At 67.7% G+C, this 19,756-nt stretch carries 19 protein-coding genes and 1 tRNA gene; 13 read left to right on the top strand and 7 right to left on the bottom strand.

What is annotated here, in order from left to right; translation table 11 throughout:
- Nucleotides 1–9 precede the first annotated feature (9 nt).
- From N1027_RS04875 to N1027_RS04865, 3 genes are all read left to right on the top strand, one after another.
- Nucleotides 10–1,245, top strand: a complete 1,236-nt coding sequence (locus N1027_RS04875) for an MFS transporter (RefSeq protein WP_259505772.1) — start codon at nt 10–12, stop codon at nt 1,243–1,245.
- 228 nt (nt 1,246–1,473) lie between these two features.
- Nucleotides 1,474–2,169: an endonuclease NucS gene (gene nucS / locus N1027_RS04870; RefSeq protein WP_259505770.1), complete on the top strand. Its 696-nt coding sequence runs from the start codon at nt 1,474–1,476 to the stop codon at nt 2,167–2,169.
- Between the two features lie 53 nt (nt 2,170–2,222).
- Nucleotides 2,223–2,624, top strand: coding sequence for an SseB family protein (locus N1027_RS04865; RefSeq protein WP_259505768.1), 402 nt, complete (start codon nt 2,223–2,225; stop codon nt 2,622–2,624).
- A 5-nt stretch (nt 2,625–2,629) separates the two neighbouring features.
- Here the strand turns inward: N1027_RS04865 and N1027_RS04860 are convergent, their stop codons facing one another.
- Nucleotides 2,630–3,802, bottom strand: coding sequence for an SLC13 family permease (locus N1027_RS04860; RefSeq protein ID WP_259505766.1), 1,173 nt, complete (start codon nt 3,800–3,802; stop codon nt 2,630–2,632).
- A gap of 60 nt (nt 3,803–3,862) precedes the next feature.
- Between N1027_RS04860 and N1027_RS04855 the strand changes: the two genes are divergently transcribed.
- Nucleotides 3,863–4,534, top strand: a complete 672-nt coding sequence (locus tag N1027_RS04855; RefSeq protein ID WP_259505764.1) for an HAD hydrolase-like protein — start codon at nt 3,863–3,865, stop codon at nt 4,532–4,534.
- A 49-nt stretch (nt 4,535–4,583) separates the two neighbouring features.
- Here the strand turns inward: N1027_RS04855 and N1027_RS04850 are convergent, their stop codons facing one another.
- The gene (locus N1027_RS04850; protein ID WP_259505762.1) at nt 4,584–5,699 is read right to left on the bottom strand and encodes a hypothetical protein; all 1,116 of its coding nucleotides are present in this window, start codon (nt 5,697–5,699) and stop codon (nt 4,584–4,586) included.
- Nucleotides 5,700–5,840: 141 nt separating this feature from the next.
- Between N1027_RS04850 and N1027_RS04845 the strand changes: the two genes are divergently transcribed.
- Nucleotides 5,841–7,133 (top strand): hypothetical protein, encoded by a 1,293-nt coding sequence (locus tag N1027_RS04845; RefSeq protein WP_259505760.1) that lies wholly within the window; start codon nt 5,841–5,843, stop codon nt 7,131–7,133.
- Nucleotides 7,134–7,209: 76 nt separating this feature from the next.
- On the opposite strand, the gene N1027_RS04840 is transcribed toward N1027_RS04845, so the two are convergent.
- A tRNA-Leu gene (locus N1027_RS04840) sits at nt 7,210–7,293 on the bottom strand.
- Nucleotides 7,294–7,529: 236 nt separating this feature from the next.
- Here N1027_RS04840 and N1027_RS04835 point away from each other — a divergent pair.
- The 7 genes from N1027_RS04835 to pknB all read left to right on the top strand — a co-directional run bounded on the left by N1027_RS04835 (nt 7,530) and on the right by pknB (nt 16,747).
- Nucleotides 7,530–8,327, top strand: coding sequence for an FHA domain-containing protein (locus tag N1027_RS04835; protein WP_259505758.1), 798 nt, complete (start codon nt 7,530–7,532; stop codon nt 8,325–8,327).
- Between the two features lie 8 nt (nt 8,328–8,335).
- A complete protein-coding gene (locus N1027_RS04830; protein WP_259505756.1) occupies nt 8,336–8,956 on the top strand; it encodes an FHA domain-containing protein FhaB/FipA in 621 nt (206 codons plus the stop codon).
- A 30-nt stretch (nt 8,957–8,986) separates the two neighbouring features.
- Nucleotides 8,987–10,309, top strand: coding sequence for a PP2C family protein-serine/threonine phosphatase (locus N1027_RS04825; protein WP_259505747.1), 1,323 nt, complete (start codon nt 8,987–8,989; stop codon nt 10,307–10,309).
- Entirely contained in the window at nt 10,306–11,730 is a 1,425-nt protein-coding gene (locus N1027_RS04820; RefSeq protein ID WP_259505746.1) for an FtsW/RodA/SpoVE family cell cycle protein, read from the top strand. Before N1027_RS04825 ends, N1027_RS04820 begins: the two co-directional genes overlap by 4 nt.
- Nucleotides 11,731–11,734: 4 nt before the next feature.
- Nucleotides 11,735–13,186 carry a peptidoglycan D,D-transpeptidase FtsI family protein gene (locus N1027_RS04815; protein WP_259505743.1) on the top strand — a complete coding sequence of 484 codons (1,452 nt, stop codon included), beginning with the start codon at nt 11,735–11,737 and terminating at the stop codon, nt 13,184–13,186.
- Nucleotides 13,183–14,970 (top strand): serine/threonine-protein kinase, encoded by a 1,788-nt coding sequence (locus N1027_RS04810; RefSeq protein ID WP_259505741.1) that lies wholly within the window; start codon nt 13,183–13,185, stop codon nt 14,968–14,970. Before N1027_RS04815 ends, N1027_RS04810 begins: the two co-directional genes overlap by 4 nt.
- 76 nt (nt 14,971–15,046) lie before the next feature.
- Nucleotides 15,047–16,747, top strand: a complete 1,701-nt coding sequence (pknB, locus tag N1027_RS04805; protein WP_259505739.1) for a Stk1 family PASTA domain-containing Ser/Thr kinase — start codon at nt 15,047–15,049, stop codon at nt 16,745–16,747.
- 27 nt (nt 16,748–16,774) lie between these two features.
- Here the strand turns inward: pknB and N1027_RS04800 are convergent, their stop codons facing one another.
- Genes N1027_RS04800 through N1027_RS04790 form a run of 3 tightly spaced genes read right to left on the bottom strand, consistent with a single transcriptional unit; the run spans nt 16,775 to nt 18,387 of the window.
- Nucleotides 16,775–17,413, bottom strand: coding sequence for an anthranilate synthase component II (locus N1027_RS04800; RefSeq protein WP_259505737.1), 639 nt, complete (start codon nt 17,411–17,413; stop codon nt 16,775–16,777).
- Nucleotides 17,410–17,571 (bottom strand): hypothetical protein, encoded by a 162-nt coding sequence (locus N1027_RS04795; protein WP_259505735.1) that lies wholly within the window; start codon nt 17,569–17,571, stop codon nt 17,410–17,412. Before N1027_RS04795 ends, N1027_RS04800 begins: the two co-directional genes overlap by 4 nt.
- Before the next feature lie 3 nt (nt 17,572–17,574).
- Entirely contained in the window at nt 17,575–18,387 is an 813-nt protein-coding gene (locus N1027_RS04790) for a class E sortase (RefSeq protein WP_259505733.1), read from the bottom strand.
- A gap of 103 nt (nt 18,388–18,490) precedes the next feature.
- Between N1027_RS04790 and N1027_RS04785 the strand changes: the two genes are divergently transcribed.
- A complete protein-coding gene (locus N1027_RS04785) occupies nt 18,491–18,760 on the top strand; it encodes a cell division protein CrgA (protein WP_259505731.1) in 270 nt (89 codons plus the stop codon).
- A 145-nt stretch (nt 18,761–18,905) separates the two neighbouring features.
- Here N1027_RS04785 and N1027_RS04780 read toward each other — a convergent pair whose 3' ends face one another.
- Nucleotides 18,906–19,754: a rhomboid family intramembrane serine protease gene (locus N1027_RS04780; protein WP_259505729.1), complete on the bottom strand. Its 849-nt coding sequence runs from the start codon at nt 19,752–19,754 to the stop codon at nt 18,906–18,908.
- Nucleotides 19,755–19,756: the final 2 nt, after the last annotated feature.

Below are 19,756 nucleotides of genomic sequence, written 5' to 3'. Positions count from 1 at the left end.
ACCCACCCCATGACCGACACCCTCACCCGCCGGCAGTTGCTCGCCTGGCGCAACGCGATCTTCGTCGTGTTCGCCTTGAGCGGCATCTCCATCGCGAGCTGGGTCGCGCGGCTTCCTGCCGTGCGCGACCAGCTGAGCCTCGACACGGCGCAGATCGGCGTGCTCATCTTCGCGATGTCGGCCGGATCGGTGATCGGCCTGATCGTCGCCCCGCCTGTCATGCTGCGGATCGGGGCGCGCGGAGGCATGGTGCTCTCGCTGTGTCTGGTGGCTTCCGGCACGGTCGTGATCGGGCTCGGAACATCTGTTCTCGGCTCGGCGCTCGTCGTGGGCGCCGGTCTCGCGGTCTTCGGATTCGGCAACGGAGCGGTCGACGTGATGATGAACGTCGAGGGTGCCGCGGCCGAGCGTGCCATCGGCAAGACGCTGATGCCCCTGATGCACGCCTTCTTCAGTTTCGGAACCGTCGCGGGCGCTGGTCTCGGAGCCCTCGCATCGGCACTCTCGATCGATGTCGCGGTGCACCTCTCGGTCATCGCCGCCATCATCGTGGTGAGCGTGCTGGTCGCCATCCGCTTCGTGCCGCGGGGAGTGGAGGCCGACGACCCCGAGCTCTCGGCGCCGCGCACCCCGTTCAAGGAACGCCTGCTCGCGAGCCTCGCCGTCTGGAAAGACCTGCGCCTGCTCGCCATCGGCGTCATCATGCTCGGCATGGCCTTCGCCGAAGGCTCCGCCAACGACTGGCTCACCATCGCGGTCGCCGACGGGTACAACCAGTCCAACACCACCGCCGCGGTCGTGTTCGGCGTCTTCACGATCTCGATGACCCTCGGCCGCATCGCGGGCGGCCCGGTTCTCGACCGCTTCGGGCGGGTGCCGGTGCTCCGCGTGAGCGCGCTGCTGGGCGTCATCGGCATCCTGATCTTCATCTTCGGGGCGCCTATGCCGTGGCTGGCATATGTCGGCGCCGCGTTCTGGGCGCTCGGGTGCTCGTTGGGCTTCCCGGTGGGGATGTCAGCGGCCGCAGACACCGACGACCCCAAGCAGTCCGCCGCCCGCGTGAGTGCGGTGGCCATCATCGGCTACGTCGCCTTCCTCGTCGGTCCGCCGGTGATCGGCCTCCTCGGTCACCAGTTCGGCATCCTCCCCGCCCTCCTCCTCGTTCTCGTGCTCGTCGTCCTGGCCGGCCTCTTCTCCCCCGCCGCCCGAGAGCGCGCCCCCCGCACCCTTTCCCCTTCCCACTAGCCGCGGCAGCGCAGCACCCTCTCCCCCCTAGCCGCGGCAGCACACCAGCCTCGCCACGAGCTGCGGCAGCACACCAGCCTCGGCACGAGCTGCGGCGTCGACGGCTGGGGTCCCAGGTGTGGCGGGCGTCTATGGGCGGAGACCCCAGCCGTCGACGCCGCAGCGCCCCGCCCCGCCCCCTCATCGGTCAGCGCAGCACCGACCCCCCAAGCCGGTTACGCTCTACAGGTGCGTCTAGTCATTGCCACCTGCTCCGTCGACTACGCCGGCCGCCTCAGCGCCCATCTCCCGCTCGCGAAACGCCTGCTCATGCGCAAAAGCGACGGCAGCATCCTGGTGCACTCCGACGGCGGTTCCTACAAGCCGCTGAACTGGATGAGCCCGCCCTGCACCGTCACCGAACTCGAGCCCGACGAGGTGCAGGCGGAAGCCGGCATCACGGCGGTGTGGAAGGTCACGCAGAAGAAGACCGACGACGTGCTGATCGTGTCGCTGTACGACATCGAGCACGATTCAGCGCACGAGCTGGGCATCGATCCCGGCCTCGTCAAAGACGGTGTCGAGGCGCATCTACAGAAGCTCCTGGCCGAGCAGATCGGATTGCTGGGCGACGGCCACACCCTCGTGCGGCGCGAGTACATGACGGCCATCGGTCCGGTCGACATCCTGGCCCGGGATTCCGGTGGCGCGGCGGTCGCGGTCGAGATCAAGCGCCGCGGCGACATCGACGGGGTCGAACAGCTCACCCGCTACCTCGAGCTGATGAACCGCGATCCGCACCTCGCGCCGGTGCAGGGCGTGTTCGCCGCGCAGGAGATCAAACCGCAGGCGCGCACTCTCGCGCAGGATCGCGGCATCCGCTGCGTCGTGCTCGACTACGACGCGATGCGCGGCCTCGACGACGCCGACTCGCGCCTCTTCTAGGGGGTCCGCGCTCGCTCGCCGGCCCGATCCGGGGTTCTGGCTAGGCTGGGCGGGTGGCCCGCCGTGCACCTGCCTTTCCCAAGTCGTATTCGAACCGCCCGCTCCGCAAGGCGCTCGAGACCTTCGCAGCGCTGCCGAACCGCACCACGCTCGACGCCCTCCTCGCGGCTATGCGCACCGGCGGACTCGTCGTCGACATCACCGGGTCGACGGATGCGACGGATCCGCAGCTCCGCACCATCCTGTCCACCACCGGCGAACTGGTGCTCCCGTTGTTCACCTCGGTGGCCGAACTCCGTCTCGCGGTTCCGGTGGAGCAGCGCCCGACCGCGCAGGCGATGATCCTCCCCGCTCGCGAGGCGCTGGCCCTGGTCGAGACGGCGGATTTCGTCGCCGTGCAGTTCGATGTCGCGAGCCTCGCGCAGGTGGTGAAGCGGGAGTTCGTGGTCGGCTGACCGCCTTACCCGAAGACGGCGAGCGCCACGGTCGCGGCCGGCACGATGACGACCACGGCGATCAGCCCGAGCCCCATGAACTTCGGCCAGGAGATCGTGACCCCGAGCGCGGTCAACCGCTGATGCCAGAGCAGGGTCGCGAGCGATGCCCACGGCGTGACGAGCGGGCCGAGGTTCACTCCGATGAGCAGAGCCACCAGCCGCAGCCGATCACCCGCCTGCGGCTCCAGCACCAGATAGGCCGGGAGGTTGTTGATGGTGTTGGCGCCGAGTGCTCCGATGGCGGCCAAGTGCAGAAGGCTGAGCGGGTCGTCGCCCGATCCGGAGACCGCGGCCAGCACCGACTCGAGCCCGTGCGCGTGCGCCGTCTCGACCAGAACGAAGAGCCCGGAGGCGATGCCGAGTGCCTGCCACGGGATGAGGGTGGCTCGGATCGCGCTGCGGTCCCGCACCAGGAAGGCCACGAGCAGAAGCACGGCGGCCGCCCCGGCCACGATCTCGACGGGGAGGCCGGAGACGAGCAGCGGGAGCAGGAGCAGCACCACCACTGCGCAATAGAGAAGGAGCGACCGGTCGGTGATCTCGGTGCGAGCCGGTGCGACGAAGCGGCCGCGTAGCGAGCGGTGGAACACGATCGAGAGGATGCCTGCGCTCACCACGACGCCCACCACCGCCGGCGCCCAGGCGGCCGCGATGAACCCGGCGGCACTTCCGCCGAAGGATTCCGCCGCGAGCAGATTCGTGAGATTCGACACCGGGAGGAAGAGGGATGCGGTGTTCGCCAGCCATACCGCGGCGAGCGCGAACGGGATGGGTGAGACACCGATGTGCAGCGCCAGAACGACGACGACCGGGGTGACCAGAACGGCGGTGGTGTCGAGCGAGAGGAACGCCGTGCAGACGACGGCGAGTGCGATGACGAAGAGCCAGAGCAGCCAGATGCGGCCACGGCCCCAACCCGCGAGCCGCTCGGCGAGCGCCGTGAAGACGCCCGCGGCGCTGGCCAGTTCGGCGACGACGGTGATCGCCACCACGAACCCGAGCACGGGAACGACGCGGGCGACGAGCGCCTCGAAGTCGGGCCAGGGCAATGCGCCACTCGCCACGGCGATCGTGGCCACGACGAGGAGGAGGGCGGTGAGGATCGGGCCGATCCGGTTCGCGGCGGTCTGCTGCATCGTCGGCCGAGTCTATGCCCGGTTGTGGGCGCTCGGCACGCCGACAATAGGATGACTCGGGTGATCCGCAAAAATCCGTCCAAGCCGTGGTCGTGCATCCTCTTCGATCTCGACGGAACCATCACCGACTCCGCGCCCGGGATCATCGGGCGCCTGTCGCGGACGCTCCAGGCCATGGGGCGCCCCGTGCCGCTGCCGGCTGAACTCGTCGCCTTCGTGGGGCCGCCGATCCTCGACGGCTTCCGCGACGTGGCGTCGATGACCGAGGACGAGGCGAAGGAAGCGCTCGTCGTCTACCGCGGGCTCGCGGCGAGCGAGGGCCCGCAAGACGACGCGGCGGTGTACCCCGGGATGCTCGGACTCGTGCGCGCACTGCACGCCGCCGGCATCCCGCTTGCTCTCGCGACCTCGAAGTCGGAGGTGCAGGCCCATCGCATCCTGGAGCACCTCGAGATCACGGAGTGCTTCGCGGTGATCTGCGGCTCCTCCGAAGACGAGACCCGGAGCGCCAAAGCCGACGTCGTGGAGGAGGCCCTGCGCCGCTTGCGCGAGCAGGGCGTCGACCTCTCGAACATCGTCCTGGTGGGCGATCGGGAGCACGACATCATCGGTGCCGGCGAGCACGGGGTGCCCGCCATCATGGTGGAGTGGGGCTACGGTTCACCCGCCGAGGCGCTGGGCGCGATCGCGGTCGTGCACTCGGTCGACCAGCTCCGCGACCTGCTCCTGTAGCGGCCCAGCAGCGCCAGCTGGCACTCCCGCGACGAATGCCGCAGGGGCGTCAGCCTCGCGAGCGGGTGAAGCGACGCACCAGGATCATCGCGACCCCGCAGCCGAACACGGCGAGCGCGCCCAGGCCCAGGCCGGTCTCCTGCTCCGCGCCGGTGTTCGCGAGAGAACCGGTGCGTCCCGCCCCGGTGCCCGATCCGGATCCGGATCCAGAGCCGAACGATCCGCCCGAAGTGCCCGCCGATCCAGAGTTGCCGCCAGGCGCGGTCGGGCCGGTCGTGGGAGGAGGCGTCGTCGTCGGAGTGGGGGTCGGCGTCGGGGTGGGAGTGGGAGTGGCTGGCGTGACCGCGACCGCCCGTAGGCTCAACGTGGCGATGAAGTCCTTGGCCTCCGGGTCGCCGCTCATCGCCGTGCCGCTCACAGTCAGAGTTCCCACCTCGGTACCCGCGGTCGTCGGCGTGAAGCTCAATTCGAACGTGGCGGTCTGCCCCGGTCGGTAGGTCGCACCACCCGCGCCGAAGCTCGACTGCGACACGGTCACCCCGGGAACCGGCATTCCCGCACCGTTCAGCACTGAGATCTGGCCGTCAGCGAACTTCATCGGATCGATCCCGCGAACCAGCACTTTCATGCTCACTTTGGCCGTCTCGCCCAGCTTGACCGTTCCGAAGTCCACGGCCCCCGCGCCGGCAGCCGTCGTCACTTCGAAGTACGACCGATCGGTTTCGAGGGAATGCCCCTCGAACGTCAGGGTGAAGAGCGAACTCCCCGGCATCTCGAAATCCGCCACCGTGAGTGAAATCGGCCGATTCGACGCCGCACCTGCCGCCGGCGCTGTGTACGACACGGTGATGCTCCGGATCTGCCCCGGCATGACCTCCTGGCCGGCGACCAGCGTCGTCGAATCCAGGGCGAAGGGAAAGGATAATGCGCTCAGCGGCGCCGGATCGATCGACCAACTGTCGACGCCATCGTTCTGGAGCTGGATCGTTCGGGTGACAGAGGCGCCCTCCTTGACGTAACCGAAGTTCGGTGAGGCGCCGACCGACGCGACCGAGATCGGGTCAGTCGGCCCGCGAAGCGCACCCGCAGGCGCCGCCGACGCCGGCATCACCGTGAATGTCGACAAGAGGACTGCGCCCACCAGGGCACCCAGGGTGACGGCCACTCGGCGTGTTGTCCGACGATCGGTGCGGTGCATGAGAACTCTCTTCGTGACATCAAGGGACGAACCTTGACCATCCCAGCCCCGACCCCCACCCTGTTATGAGCAATCCCTACTCACATCCCGATTCCCTACTATTTCCCCATGGGCGACTTCTCCCTCATTCCGAGCCTCATCGTCTTCGCGGTCGTCGTGGTCGCACTCATCGTGGGCTTGTCGTTCTTGCGCCGCCGTGCCCGGCGCCGGATCGCACCGCAGATCGGCCACGCACCCGCCCGCGTGGAGGTCTCCGACCTCATTCGCTCGGCCAACATCCAGTTGGTGCAGATGGACGACGCCATCCGTGACGCCGACGTGGAGCTGCAGTTCGCGATCGCCGAGTTCGGCCCCGAGACGACGCACGAGTTCGCCGATGCGATCACGACCGCCAAGTCGCGGGCCTCGGAGGCTTTCGCCCTCAAACAACGCCTCGACGACTCGGTGCCCGACAGTGAGCAGCAGCAGCGCGACTGGAGCAAACGCATCCTCTCGCTCAGCGACTCCGCCCACGCACTCGTGACAGCGCAGTCACGGGCCTTCGAGCGCCGTCGACGACAGGAGACCACCGCGCCCGACTCGCTACGGCGCGTGCGCGACGACATCGCAACCGGCCGCTCCCGTCTCCCCGCCGCGACCGCATCGTCGGACGCCCTCGCGGCCGCGTACGCCGCCGAGGCCGTCGCCCCGGTGGTGGGCAGAACCGACGCGGCCCGCAGCGCGTTCGACGAGGCCGAGCGGCTCATCGACGACGCCACCACCTCACTCGAGGCCTCCCCGCTGACTCCCGTCGCCTCGCAGGTGCAGGCGGCTGAAGCTGCGGTCCGCCGCGGGTCAGACCTCCTTGACTCGATCGATCGGATGCGCGATTCGCTCCGCGCGGCACTCACTTCCCGAGACGATGCCGTCGCAGCCGCCCGCTCCCTGATCGTGGAGGCGTCGCGTCTGCGCGACACGATCGAGGATGCCGACGCGGTCGCCCGGATCGTCGCGGCCTCGTCGGCTCTCGACGACGTCGCCCGCACCGCCGCGACACGCAGCCCACCGCATCCCACCGCCGACCTCGACGCGCTCGGCACAGCGACATCCCGGCTCGACGAGACCCTTGCCGTCGCCCGCACCGCGCAGCAGCGGCTCGATTCCGCCCGATCCGCACTCGTCGGAGCGGTGCGCATCGCCGACAGTCACATCCGCACGGCGAGTGACTTCATCTCCGCGCGCCGCGGCGCGGTCGGCACGGATGCGCGCACCCGGCTGGCCGCTGCCGAGCGCGAACTGGCTCTGGCACAGGTCGAAGCCGACCCGGTGGCCGCCCTCGACGGAGCGCGACGGGCCGCGACCTTGGCGACCGATGCCGACGCGCTGGCGCGATACGACGCCGGGGGATCTCTTGACGGCTGAGCCGACCGGATGAGGCAATGATGCCATCGACAATGACCATGGACCGGACCCATCATGGATCCGGTCAGGTCGTTCGTGCGCGAGGGGGGACTTGAACCCCCACGCCCTTGCGGGCACTGGCACCTGAAGCCAGCGCGTCTGCCAATTCCGCCACTCGCGCGAACTAGGAGAGATTAGCACGCGCGCGAGCTGCTCGCGAACTGGGGGCGCCCGTCCGGCTGAGAGTGCATTAACACCCAAGACAAGTAACATCGACGTAGCATTCACGCCTTCATCAGCACGCGCCGCCTGCGCGAAGCGACAATCGACACCACGGAAACCGGAGAGACGACAAAGCACGGCGCCCCACGAGGGAGCCGGGCACAGGCGGGTTCGAGCAAGGAGATCGGGAGAGACGTGGGAATACTGGACAACTTCGAGAAGGGTCTCGAACGCGCCGTCAACGGCGCGTTCGCCAAGACCTTCCGCTCGGGGCTCCAGCCGGTCGAGATCTCTTCGGCGCTGAAGCGGGAGCTCGATACGAAGGCGGCCGTCGTCTCGCGCGACCGCATCCTCGTTCCGAACAGCTTCCGCGTGCTGCTCGCCCCCACCGACTACCAGCGGATGACCGGCATCGGGCCGACCCTCGTCGACGATCTCAACCAGATCGTGCAGCAGCACGCCGCCCAGCAGGGTTTCCAGTTCGCGGGCGGTGTGACCATCGATCTCGTGAACGACCCGAAGCTCACCACGGGCGTGATCCAGATCGATTCCGCAAATGTTCAGGGCAACGTCACGTGGACGCCCGTGCTCGACATCGCCGGCCGTCGGCATCCGATCACCAAGTCGCGCACGATCATCGGGCGCGGCAGCGACGCCGACATCACGGTCGACGACACCGGAACCTCGCGCAAGCACGTCGAGATCTTGTGGGACGGCTCGCACGCCCAAGCCCGCGACCTCGGCTCCACGAACGGCTCGCAGCTGAACGGGCAGGCCTTCCAGCGCGCCAACCTCGAGCCCGACTCGGTCATCCAGATCGGGCGCACGAACATCGTGTTCCGCATCGTTCCCCAGTCGTCGAACGCATCCCGCGGTGCGGCTCCGGCCGCCGCCACGAGCGCGGCACGATCGCAGAGCCAGGCCCCGAACCAGAACCACTCGGCACACGACCCCAACCGCCCGCCCCTCGATCCCGGTGGATTCTGGCGGTAGGCGGCGACATGAGCGAACTCACACTCCTCATCCTGCAGCTCGCCTTCCTGGCGCTGCTCTGGGTGTTCATCTTCATCGTGGTCTACGCGATGCGGTCGGATCTGTTCGGCCAGCGCGTGCGGCGCCTCAAAGACGCAACCGCGACGGCAGGCGCAGGCGGCCCCGGCAGCCCGGCCACCCCCAGCTCGGGCATCCCGGCAGCGGCCGGTGCCGGTGTCGCCGCGGGCGTCGCGGCCGCGGCCGCCACCGGCGCTCCGCACGCCCCCGCCCCGAAGGTCCCCACCTTCATCCCCGCGCCCGGAACCGAACTCAGCGGGCCGCCCCACGCCACCACGAGCAACGCCAGGCGCCTCGTCATCACCTCGGGTGCCAAGTCGGGCAGCGAGATCCCGCTCGGCAACGAACCGCTCACCATCGGACGATCCTCCGATTCCAGCGTCGTGATCCGCGACGACTACACCTCCACCCACCACGCCCGCCTCATGATCTGGGGCGACGAGTGGGTCATCCAGGACCTCGACTCGACCAACGGAACCTTCCTCGACGGGCAGAGGGTCACCGCGCCGGTGCACATCCCTCTCAACACGCCCATCCGGATCGGCGCCACGAGCTTCGAGCTCCGGCGGTAGCCTGTGGCGATTGTGACCGTGAGCGCGGCCGTGTCCCACGTTGGAAAGATCCGCTCCAACAACCAAGACTCGGGCTTCGCGGGAGAGACGCTGTTCGCCGTGGCCGACGGCATGGGCGGGCACGCGGGAGGCGACGTGGCCTCCGCCCTGGCACTCAAGCGCCTGGCCGAGATCGACGGGCACTACAGCTCCGCCGTCGACGCCGAGTTTGCGCTGCAGGAGGCGATCGTCGCCGCGAACGCGGTGCTCACCGAGACGGTCTACGAGCATCCGGAGCTCACCGGAATGGGCACGACCCTCAGCGCCCTCGTGCGCGTGGGCCACAGCGTCGCCCTGGCCCACATCGGCGACTCGCGCGTCTACCGCCTGCGCGACGACGTGCTCACTCAGATCACCGTCGACCACACCTTCGTGCAGCGCCTCGTCGACTCCGGCCGCATCACGCCCGAGGAAGCGAAGACGCACCCTCGCCGCAGTGTGCTGATGCGCGTGCTCGGCGACGTCGACGCGGCGCCCGAGGTCGACCTCCAGGTGATGGACACGCGTCCCGGCGACCGCTGGATGCTCTGTTCCGACGGTCTGAGCGGTGTGGTCGAGTTCGACGACATCGAGAAGATCCTGAAGAACAACATCGCGCCGCGGGATGCCGCGAACGCGCTGATCAAGGAGAGCCTCGACCACGGCGCTCCCGACAACGTGACCGTCGTCGTGGTCGACGTGCACCAGTCGTTCGAGTCGCCCGACGTCACCCCGGTCGTGGTCGGCTCGGCCGCCCAGCCGATCGCCTTCGAGAAGCCGGCCGGCCGTCGCCCCACACGGATGACCGGAATCCCGGGCCTCCGCCTGCATCCGCGCGGACCAGCGTCCACCGAACCCAGCCACTTCGAACCCGAGTCCGACGACTATCTCGACGAACTCATCGAGGAAGACCGCCGCCGCAGTCGCCGCCGCAAGGTCACCTGGTTGGTGGGCGTACTCATCGTGCTGGCGCTGATCGCCGCCGGCCTCTATGCGGGCTTCCGCTGGACCCAGACCCGCTACTACGTGGGCGAATCCAACGGCACCGTGGCCATCTTCCAGGGTGTGCAGCAGACCGTCGGCCCGATGGCACTCTCGCACGTCTTCCAGGAGACCGACATCCAGACGGATGCGCTGCCTCCCTTCAACCAACGTCAGGTCGAGAACACCATCAGCGCCGACTCGGTGACGGCGGCGCTCGAGATCGTGAAACGACTGAGCGACGCGGCGGCGTCGGGCATCGCGGACGGAACGGACGGAACGGACGGCGAAAGCACGAGCACTCCGACCGCCACACCCACGCCGACACCCACCCCGAACGGATCGGCGCCATGACGAACGCCACCGGTCCATTGACCGCGCCGAACGGACTCCCCGGTGCCGGCACCGCCGCACCCGCCCCGACCCCCGGGCGCGGCATCCGTCGCATCCGCGTTCCGCAGAAGCTCCGCAACCTCGAGCTGTTCCTGCTCCTGTTCGTCTGCGCGGTGAACGCCTTCGCCGTCGTGCTGGTGCAGTTCGGTGCGCTCGGCTACGCCGACATGACCGTGTTCACACTCGGCGTCGGTCTCGCCGTGCTCGTGTTAGGCATGCACATCGCCCTGCGCTTCGTGGCAACGAACGCCGATCCGTTCATCCTGCCCATCGCGGCGCTCTTGAACGGCATCGGCATCGCGGTGATCTACCGCATCGACATCGCGGAGAAGCTCACCGGCTGGGAGAGCACGGCCGTGCGCCAGGTGGTGTGGAGCGGAGTCGCGATCGCACTGGCGATCGGCGTGATCCTGGTCATCCGCAACCACCGGGTGCTGCAGCGCTACACCTACATCGCCATGTTCGTGGCCGCTGTGCTGCTGCTCCTCCCGATGCTGCCGGTGATCGGCCAGGAGATCAACGGCGCCCGGGTCTGGATCCACGTCGGCGCCTTCTCGTTCCAGCCCGGTGAAGTCGCGAAGATCGCCCTCGCCGTGTTCTTCGCCGGCTACCTCGTCTCCCGCCGCGACAGCTTGTCGATGGTGGGCACCAAGTTCCTCGGCATGCGCTTCCCGCGCGCCCGCGACCTCGGACCGATTCTGGTGCTCTGGGCGCTGTCGATGTCGGTCATCATCTTCCAGCGCGACCTGGGCACGGCTCTTCTCTACTTCGGACTGTTCGTCGTGATGATCTACGTGGCCACGGGTCGCGCCAGCTGGGTGGTGCTCGGAGTCGGGCTCTTCCTCGCGGGCGGCGTGATCGCCGGCCAGGTGCTCACCTACGTCAACGACCGTTTCACGAACTGGCTGGATGCCTTCAACCCCGCCATCTACGACGAGGTGGGCGGCAGCTACCAGCTGGTGCAGGGTCTCTTCGGCTTGGCGAACGGCGGCCTGATCGGCACAGGCCTCGGCCAGGGCCGGCCCGACATCACTCCGCTGGCGCAGAGCGACTACATCATCGCCTCGGTCGGCGAGGAGCTCGGTCTCGCCGGACTGTTCGCGATCTTCGCCCTCTACCTCCTCTTCATCTCCCGCGGCTTCCGGATCAGCTTCGCGGGGCAGGACGACTTCGGTCGCCTGCTCGGGGTCGGCCTCTCGTTCACCGTCGCCCTGCAGTGCTTCATCGTGATCGGCGGCGTCACCCGGGTCATCCCGCTCACCGGCCTCACCACACCGTTCATGGCCGCCGGCGGCTCGTCCCTGGTGGCCAACTGGATCATCGTGGGTCTGCTCCTGCGGCTCTCGGACACAGTTCGCAATCAGCCAAGGCTGGTGATCTAGAGCCGTGACCCGAGAACTCAAGCGTGTGAGCATCGTGGTGTTCCTGATGTTCGTGGCCCTGTTCGCGTCCACCACCACCATCCAGTTCTTCCAGGCCGACAATCTGGCGAGCGACGCCCGCAACGCCCGCACCATCTACGCGAGCTACGACACCGAGCGCGGAGCGATCCTGGTGGGCGGCCAGCCCATCGCCGAGTCGGTGCCGACGAACGACGAGTTCAAGTACCAGCGCGTCTATCCGCAGGGTCAGCTCTACAGCGCGGTCACCGGCTACTACACGCTCGGACAGGGTTCGAGCCAGATCGAGCAGAGTCTCAACGACTACCTCTCCGGCACCAGCGACTCGCAGTTCCTCGAATACTTGAACCGCCTGGTCACGGGGCAGAACCCGCAAGGTGCCTCGGTCGAGCTCTCCATCGATCCGGTGATCCAGCAGGCGGCCTACGATGCACTGGGCAGCTACCAGGGCGCGGTCGTGGCGATCGAGCCCTCGACCGGTCGCATCCTCGCCATGGTGTCGAAGCCCGACTTCGACCCCAACACGCTCGCCGTGCACGACACCCAAACCGTGCTCGACACCTACGACTCCCTGCTCGCGGCTCCCGGCGATCCGCTGATCAACAAGACCATCAACGACCTGAATCCTCCCGGCTCGACCTTCAAGATCGTCACCACCTCCGCTGCACTGCAGAACGCGAACCTGCCGATCGACCACACCGAGCCGAACCTGGCACGCCTGCCGCTGCCCGGCAGCGACTCCACGGTCAGCAATGCCGGCGGCGGAACCTGCGGCGGCGGCGACCAGGTCACCATCGCCACCGCGTTCATCCTCTCCTGCAACATCCCGATGGCCGAGCTCGGCGTCGAGATGGGTGAGCAGCCGCTGGCCGACATGGCGAAGGCCTTCGGTTTCGGCAGTGAGCTGACGGTGCCGATGGATGTCTCCACCAGCGTCTACCCGCGAGGACTCGACGACGCGCAGCTCGCCCTCTCGGCCTTCGGGCAGGGCAGTGACGTGGCGACCCCGCTGCAGATCGCGATGCTGTCGGCTGCGGTGGCGAACGGAGGGAAGCTGATGACACCGAACCTGGTGGACGCGATCCAAGCCCCGGATCTGAGCGTGCTCGAGAGCTTCGAGGCCAAGGAATTGTCGACGCCGTTGACTTCTACAACGGCTTCGCAACTATCGGATCTCATGGTGCAGGCAGTCGATAACGGCGCGGCGACTAATGCAAGAATAGACGGGGTCAGTGTGGCCGGTAAGACCGGAACCGCGGAGAACGGGGAGGGCGATCCCTACACGCTGTGGTTCACCGGCTTTGCTCCCGCAGACAACCCTCGGGTTGCCGTCGCAGTGGTCGTCGAAGATGGCGGTGGGTTGGGCCAGTCCGGTTCCGGAAACGAGTTGGCCGCACCGATCGCAAAACGAGTACTAGAGGCGGGCTTGAGTAAATGAGACCCACAGCAGGGGTGACCTTCGGTGGCCGGTACGAGCTGTCGAATCGCATCGCGATCGGCGGCATGGGCGAGGTCTGGCAGGCGACCGACCTCGTGATCGGCCGCACCGTGGCCATCAAGATCTTAAAAGACGAATACTTGGGCGACCCCGGGTTCCTCGAGCGGTTCCGCGCCGAGGCGCGTCACGCCGCACTCGTGAACCACGAAGGCATCGCCAACGTCTACGACTACGGCGAGGAGGAGGGCAGCGCCTACCTCGTGATGGAACTGGTGCCCGGCGAGGCGCTCTCCACCATCCTCGAGCGGGAGCACGTGCTCTCGACCGACCGCGTTCTCGACATCATCGCGCAGACGGCACTGGCCCTGCAGGCCGCCCACGCCGCCGGACTCGTGCACCGCGACATCAAGCCCGGCAACCTGCTGATCACCCCCGACGGCCGAGTGAAGATCACCGACTTCGGAATCGCCCGCATCGCCGACCAGGTTCCGCTCACCGCGACCGGCCAGGTGATGGGCACGGTGCAGTACCTCTCGCCCGAGCAGGCCAGCGGTCAGCCGGCATCACCCACGACCGACATCTACTCCCTCGGAATCGTGGCCTACGAGTGCCTGGCCGGAAAGCGTCCGTTCTCGGGTGAATCGCAGGTCGCGATCGCGATGGCGCAGATCAACGAGACTCCGCCCGACCTGCCGGTCACGGTCGCCGAGCCGGTGCGCAACCTCGTGCTCTCCTGCATCGCCAAAAAGCCCGACGACCGTCCGTCCTCCACCGGCAACCTCGCGCGCGCCGCCATGGCCCTGCGCCGTGGTGACATCGCGTCGGCCGCGGCCGCCGTGCCGGCCGTGCTGGGCAGCGAACCGTTGCCCCCCACCATGGCCACCCGCCTGATGCCGGCACCGGGCGCGACCCAGGCCACCACCGTGCTCTCGGCCCAGAACGGGTCGAACGGCATCGTGCCTCCCCCCACGCCACCGACCACGGATGCGGTCGAAGAGCCGAAGAAACGCAGCCCCTGGACGTGGCCGCTCATCGTGCTCATCATCATCCTGGGCCTCGTGCTGATCGGCACGATCGTGGCCCTGGTGGTGCAGGCGAACAGCAACAACGCGCCGGCCACTCCGACCACCACCACCTCGGCCCCGACACCCTCGAAGACACCCACGCCGTCGGTCACACCGTCGCCCACTCCCACGACCGTCGCGATCAGCGAAGCCGATCTGAAGGGCAAGACCTTCGACGTGGCCGCCCAGTTCCTCTCCGACAAGGGTCTCAGCGCCAGTCGTGTCGAGGGAAACGCGGCGCCGGCCGCCGATCAGGTCGACGTGGTCTACCAGGCGACGCCCGTCGGCAACGTGCAACCAGGCACGACGATCGCCCTCACGGTCTACACCGCGGTCATCACCCCGACCCCGCCGACCACGCCCGTGCAGTTCACCGGAACGACGAGCCCCACGGTCAGCCAGCAGAACTCGGTTCCGGCCGGCGGCACCTTCGACGTGCAGTGGTCGTCGTACAGCTGCCCGTCCGGCACGACGCTCGACGGCTACACGCTCGAAGCCACCAACGCGACGGCGCCCACCGGCATCACCGGAACCACGGCGACCCTCACGGTCACCGGTGCCGCCGGCGACAAGGTCGACGTGAAGTACAGCGTCACCTGCTCGGGCACCGCCTCCGGGTTCTCGTCGGGCATGACCACGCAGCTGAACATCGTCACGCCGCCCACGGATGGAGCCGAGGGCGGTAACGGCGGCAACAGCGGCCCGGGCAACAACAACTGACCGTTTCGTCTCCTCCTTCACACACCCACCAGAGCGACCCGAGGCTCTTCCCGACATCGATCCAGGAGCAACAACAGTGACCGACGACAACCGTCTTCTCGCCGGGCGGTACCGCCTGGGCGAACTGATCGGCCGCGGTGGCATGTCGAACGTGTACTCGGGCCGCGACGAGCGGTTGGGCCGCCAGGTCGCCATCAAGCTGTTGAAGTCGTCGCTGGCCGGTGATCCGGTGTTCCGCACCCGCTTCCGCCAAGAGGCGCAGGCGGCGTCACGGATGGCACACCCCACCATCGTGCGGGTGTTCGATGCCGGGGAAGAACGGGTGGCGGAGCCCGGCGGCTTCGAGGGCATCGTTCCCTTCATCGTCATGGAATTCGTCGAGGGCAAGCTGCTCAAAGACGTGATCAAGGAGGGCCCGGTCGATTCGGCCGAGGCGATCCGCATCACCGAAGGCATCCTCACCGCCCTCGAGTACTCGCACCGCGCTGGGGTCGTGCACCGTGACATCAAGCCCGGAAACGTGATGATCACGCACGGCGGCCAGGTGAAGGTGATGGACTTCGGCATCGCCCGCGCCATCTCCGACTCCTCGGCCACCGTCGCCCAGACCACGGCCATCCTCGGCACCGCTCAGTACTTCTCGCCCGAGCAGGCTCGCGGCGAATCGGTCGACGCCCGAACCGACCTCTACTCCACGGGTGTCGTGCTCTTCGAGATGCTCACCGGCGAACCGCCGTTCAAGGGCGAGACCCCGGTTGCCGTGGCCTACCAGCACGTGAGCGAGATGCCGGTCGCACCGTCGAGCATCAACCCGATGGTCTCGCCGGCGATCGACCAGGTGGTGCTGCACGCGCTGGCGAAAGACCGCTTCGCGCGCTTTCAGAGCGCGGTCGAGTTCCGCACCGATCTCGAGATCGCCGGCGCGGGCAAGATCCCCTCGAAGCGTCTGCCGGCCGACGACTTCCAGTCCTCCTTGTTCGGAGCCCCGCCGAGCCTCGCACAGGGCACCGAAGCAGCACTCACGCAGCTCGCCGGCGACGACGAGTACACCGTGCGCACGCAGTCACGGCCGCCCGTGGTGTGGATCTGGGCGGGCATCGCCTCGGTGGCCGTCATCCTCGTGGCCATCGTGTTCTGGGTGCTGACTCTGCAGCCCACCGACGAGCTGCCTTCGGCCTCGCGGGAGATCCCCACGGTCACCGGCCAGACCTACGAAGCGGCAGACGCCACACTGCAGCAGCTCGACCTCGTGACGGCGAGGTTCGACGTCTACAGCGACACGGTGCCGGCCGGACAGGTGGTCGACACCGATCCGGCGACCGGCACGATCGTGAGCCCGGGAACCGTGGTCGAAGTGAACGTCTCCCAGGGCAAGGAGGCGGTCGCGGTGCCCAACCTGCAGAACATGAATGCGACGGATGCAGCGAATGCCATCACCGCAGCCAAGTTCGTGGTGGGTCAGACCAACAAGGAGAATTCCGCCGACGTTGCGGCCGATGTCGTGATTCGCAGCGACCCGCCCGCGGGAACCGAGGCACACGCCGGAGACACGATCAACATCTTCGTCTCGACCGGCATGGTGACGGTTCCGGATGTCGCGGGCCAGCCGATCGACGTCGCGAGCAGTTCCCTCAGCCAGCTCCAGCTCGACGTGAAGGTCGAGCAGGACGCGGGGTGCAAGAGCGCCCCCTCCAACCCGGTCTCCACCCAGTCGATCGCCCCCGGCGACGCCCTGCAGAAATCGGAGATCACCATCCGCTACTGCACCGGCCCGTAGCCTGAAAGGCTCCAGCGGCCGAGAAGGCTACACAGCCCTCAGCAGGGGGTTCAGGTCGGCGGCCTTGGCCGGCGCATCCTCAAGCCCGGCGGTGGCGAGCCAGTTGCCGAGCATCTTGTAACCACCCTCGGTGAGCACCGATTCCGGGTGGAACTGCACGCCATGCAGTGGCGCGCTCACGTGGCGAACACCCATGATGACGCCGCCCTCGGTGCGGGAGGTGACGACAAGGCTTTCGGGCACCGTGCCGTCGACCACGGCGAGCGAGTGATACCGCGTGGCGGTGAACCCGTCGGGAACACCGTCGTAGAACGCACTGCCGTCGTGCCGGATGACGGAGGTCTTGCCGTGCATCAACTCTTCGGCGTTCGTGACCGTCGCGCCGAGCGCCTCCGCGATCGCCTGGTGGCCGAGGCACACGCCGAGCAGCGGGGTGTTCGTCTCGAGCGCCGCGAACACGACCGGGATCGACACACCGGCCTCGCTCGGCTTACCGGGGCCGGGGGAGAGGAGCACGGCGTCGTAGTCGGCGATCGTGGTGCTCGCATCGGCGCCGTCGAACGCGTCGTTCCGCACGACCGTGGTCTCCGCGCCCAACTGCTGGAGGTACCCGTTCAGCGTGTAGACGAAGCTGTCGTAGTTGTCGATGACCAGAACGCGCGTCATTGATCCACCGTCACGTCTTGCACGGGAGCAGTCAGATCGTCGATCCACGGAAAGACCCAGAAGGCGAGCACGGCGAGGATGACGGCCGCCAGCACGACGAGGATGAGGATGCGCACCCAGACCGGGCCGGGCAGGATGTGCCACAGAGCTGCATACATGGTTTAGGCCCCCACGATTCCGGCGATCTCCGCGGGTGCCCCCACGGAGCGAGGCTGCCAATCGGTCAGCACGCCATAGGCGATGATCCGCTCCGACGCGATGTAGAGCGGGTTGCAGCTGGTGAGAGTGATCAAGCGATCGCTCGGCGTCGCCCCCTCGACCTGGGGAACCGGGTCGATCACCCCGACGCCGTACGGCGTCACGTACTCGAGGCTGCGGAAGGTGTAGGTGTACCAGCCGTCCTGCGTCTCGACGTAGATGGGGTCGCCCACCTGCAACTCGTTGATCTTGAGGAAGGGGCTGCCCCATCCGTCGCGGTGTGCTGCGACTGCGAAGTTGCCCACGGCTCCGGGCATCTGCGTTCCGGGGTAGTGACCGGCGCCGCCGTTGTTGAGCACCGAGCGCGGATCGACACCTTCGGCGATCGTCTTCTTGAAGTCGGCCCCGAAACGCGGCACGTACATCACCGCGAAGTCTTCGGTGGTAGCGGGGGCCGCGATGACCGGCGGCTCGCCGTACTGGAAGGTGGCGGCGTCGGCCGCGGCAGTCGGGCTCGGCACCGGCGTGGTGGAATTCGAACCCTCGCCCGCCCAGGAATGCGAGAGCGTGTTCGCGTCGGAAGCCTGCTGGTTGTTCAGCATGATGCCGTTGATCGAGAACTGCCACCCGAGAAAGAGGAGCACGAGAACACCGGCGGTGATGAGCAGTTCGCCCGCCACGCCGACGACCCGCGAGAAGACGCTGCGCTTCTGCTTGCGGGGGCGCCGGAGGGGCGGTTCGGTGCCTTCGGGCACCGACGGGGGGAGCTCACTCATACCGCCAATCCTAGGAGGCGGAAGCTGTGCTGCGCCCCCGAAGCGGTTGCCCTGTGGAAAACCGGTGGAGAACCGTGGATGAAAGCCCGTTAGAATCGTCGGCATGGCCCGAGACAAAGCATCCACGAAGGACGTCGCCCGCCGCTCGAAGGACGTTCAGCGCTCCTCCAGCGACGAGTCCTCCGCCAAGACCCCGAACCCGGTGTGGTTCAAGCCGGTGATGTTCGGGTTCATGATCGTGGGTCTGCTCTGGATCATCGTGTTCTACGTGAGCCAGGGCGTCTTCCCTGTGCCGGCACTCGGCAGCTGGAACATCCTCGTCGGGTTCGGCATCGCCTTCATCGGCTTCATCATGACGACTCGCTGGCGCTGATCAGAACAGCCCGCCTCCAACGCTAATTACACCGATGTAATTATCCCCAATGTGGAAACTGCTGTGGATAAGTCCACAGCTGTGGATAACCCTGTGGATTCGGGGGAATACGTACGGGTGAGGGGAGGGTGTGACGGCGGGGCCGTCACACCAGAGCGCGAACCGCCGTGATCGCGATGAGCGCCGCCACCACGGCCGCGAGCAGCACGATCTGCAGATTCCGCTTCCGGATGGGCCGCGTGCGCACGAAGATCAACGCCACGATGGCTCCGGCAACCAGACCGCCGACGTGCGCCTGCCACGAGATGCCCGGCACGAAGAACCCGTAGGCCAAGTTGATGGCCACCAGCACGAGCAGTTGCACGCTGTTGCCGCCCAGGTGCCGGTTGATGATGAAGAACGCGCCCATCAACCCGAAGATGGCTCCGGATGCGCCCACCACCGCGGTCAGCGGGCCGGCCAGCAGCACGACGGCCACCGACCCTCCGAGACCGGAGATGAGGAAGAGGGCGAGATAGCGCCAGCGACCGAGCATCCGTTCGAGCACACTGCCGAAGATGAACAGGGTGTACATGTTCAACAGCACGTGCAGGATCGAGCCGTGCGTGAACACGGAGGTGATCATCCGCCACGGTTCGAACGGCGCACCGGGGATCGGCAGCACGTAGGCCGGCGCGAATTGCAGAGCCTGGGTGACTCCGAGTCCGGGAATCGACTGCAGCCCGAACACCACCAGACAGATGGCGATCAAGGTGTAGGTGACCACCGGAGCGCCCGAACCCGTCAGGTTGCGGAGGAGGGCAGGACGCCCGCGCCGCACGCGCGGAGCCTCACGCCGATCCTGGGCGGCGCATTCGACGCAGTGCACGCCGACGGCCGCCTGCACCTGGCAATCCGGGCAGACGGTGCGCCCGCAGCGCTGACAGAGGATGAAGCTCTGCCGACCGGGGTGCCGGTAACAATAGTTGTCCGGGGTGTCCGGAGCGGTCGTCATCG

This window comes from Herbiconiux aconitum (assembly GCF_024979235.1).
Classification (GTDB): Bacteria; Actinomycetota; Actinomycetes; order Actinomycetales; family Microbacteriaceae; genus Herbiconiux; species Herbiconiux aconitum.
The sequence above is the reverse complement of the archived record's forward strand: the minus strand, read 5'-3'. Positions and strand labels throughout refer to the sequence as shown.

Excerpts from the sequence above, each read along its gene's own strand:
- N1027_RS04785 (WP_259505731.1), top strand. The coding sequence starts at position 18,491 with ATGGCCCGAGACAAAGCATCCACGAAGGACGTCGCCCGCCGCTCGAAG.
- N1027_RS04845 (WP_259505760.1), top strand. The coding sequence starts at position 5,841 with ATGGGCGACTTCTCCCTCATTCCGAGCCTCATCGTCTTCGCGGTCGTC.
- N1027_RS04780 (WP_259505729.1), bottom strand. The coding sequence starts at position 19,754 with ATGACGACCGCTCCGGACACCCCGGACAACTATTGTTACCGGCACCCC.
- N1027_RS04860 (WP_259505766.1), bottom strand. The coding sequence starts at position 3,802 with ATGCAGCAGACCGCCGCGAACCGGATCGGCCCGATCCTCACCGCCCTC.
- N1027_RS04810 (WP_259505741.1), top strand. The coding sequence starts at position 13,183 with ATGAGACCCACAGCAGGGGTGACCTTCGGTGGCCGGTACGAGCTGTCG.
- N1027_RS04800 (WP_259505737.1), bottom strand. The coding sequence starts at position 17,413 with ATGACGCGCGTTCTGGTCATCGACAACTACGACAGCTTCGTCTACACG.
- N1027_RS04795 (WP_259505735.1), bottom strand. The coding sequence starts at position 17,571 with ATGTATGCAGCTCTGTGGCACATCCTGCCCGGCCCGGTCTGGGTGCGC.
- N1027_RS04875 (WP_259505772.1), top strand. The coding sequence starts at position 10 with ATGACCGACACCCTCACCCGCCGGCAGTTGCTCGCCTGGCGCAACGCG.
- N1027_RS04830 (WP_259505756.1), top strand. The coding sequence starts at position 8,336 with ATGAGCGAACTCACACTCCTCATCCTGCAGCTCGCCTTCCTGGCGCTG.
- N1027_RS04820 (WP_259505746.1), top strand. The coding sequence starts at position 10,306 with ATGACGAACGCCACCGGTCCATTGACCGCGCCGAACGGACTCCCCGGT.
- N1027_RS04790 (WP_259505733.1), bottom strand. The coding sequence starts at position 18,387 with ATGAGTGAGCTCCCCCCGTCGGTGCCCGAAGGCACCGAACCGCCCCTC.